Source organism: Marinobacter sp. BW6 (assembly GCF_008107725.1).
Taxonomy (GTDB): Bacteria; Pseudomonadota; Gammaproteobacteria; order Pseudomonadales; family Oleiphilaceae; genus Marinobacter.
Window position 1 is genome coordinate 1 of the sequence record NZ_VIRN01000089.1, and the last position, 434, is coordinate 434.

Sequence of the window (434 nt, forward strand, 5' to 3'; positions counted from 1 at the left end):
TTCCAAAACGGTGCGTGAACAGGCGAAAGACATCCGGGTGACCGAGAACCGTCTCGTCGGCAAGCGCGATCAGTCGGCTTCTGAGATCACCGATTGCCGGCATGTTGAAGGCCAGCCGCAAACCCTGCGAACTACCGCCGCTGTCGAACGGTGTCACGAGATGGATGGAATTGTGCGTGTAGCGCTTAAGCTGCTGTGCAATGCCGTTGAGCGCTGTACCGCCACTGAAGAACAGCAGACGGGGACCCAGTTTCGGATTGGACAGGAACCGCTCGATCCGGAACGGGTCCGGCATGCGCACGGCGCGGGTAATGGTGAGTTCAGTCACGTCCAGACCTCAACTTTGCGAACCGGGCCGTCACGGAAAACGGCGTTCGCTCCTTGCCTAGGGTACGGACCCATGCCATTTCGTCTTCATTTATGGGTCCGTGCCC

Annotated in this window: 1 protein-coding gene; it reads right to left on the reverse strand. The window is 59.2% G+C overall.

The genetic code is table 11. The annotated features are described in order from the left end of the window. Positions 1-328, reverse strand: a 328-nt coding sequence (locus tag FMN52_RS19685; RefSeq protein ID WP_240339552.1) for a 2-phospho-L-lactate transferase CofD family protein, incomplete at its 3' end; no start/stop codon positions are given. Between the last annotated feature and the right edge of the window lie 106 nt (positions 329-434).